This is a genomic window from Labrys sp. F242 (assembly GCF_057813875.1).
The window spans coordinates 1-297 of the sequence record NZ_JBVASG010000042.1; the positions used below are offsets into that span (position 1 = coordinate 1).

Here is a 297-nt window from a genome sequence, read left to right on the forward strand (position 1 = left end):
AGCCGGTGATCACCCGCGCCCTCGACAGCCTGGCCAAGCTTCAGCTCACGGCGCGCCGGCGCGATGAATTCGATCGGCGCAATGTCATCATCCAGCGCACGGTGGACGGTGCGCTCTATGTCGAGAAGCTCGGCGATATCCTGGTTGCTCTCGGCCGGGATCTGCCACGATGAGCGGCCTGGAGCATCGCTCCGTCAAGCAGATAGCCATTTTCAGCAGGGGCGATACGATACCGGTAACTGGAGGCGCGAGCCGCGGCGAAGTGCTTGCAGCCCCTGGCTGCCTGCTTCATTGATG

1 pseudogene is annotated in these 297 nt (G+C 63.3%); it reads left to right on the forward strand.

Annotation, left to right across the window (positions count from 1 at the left end):
• Positions 1-173 (forward strand): annotated as a pseudogene (locus ACZYTC_RS34360) (MarR family transcriptional regulator); the annotation flags it as partial.
• Between the last annotated feature and the right edge of the window lie 124 nt (positions 174-297).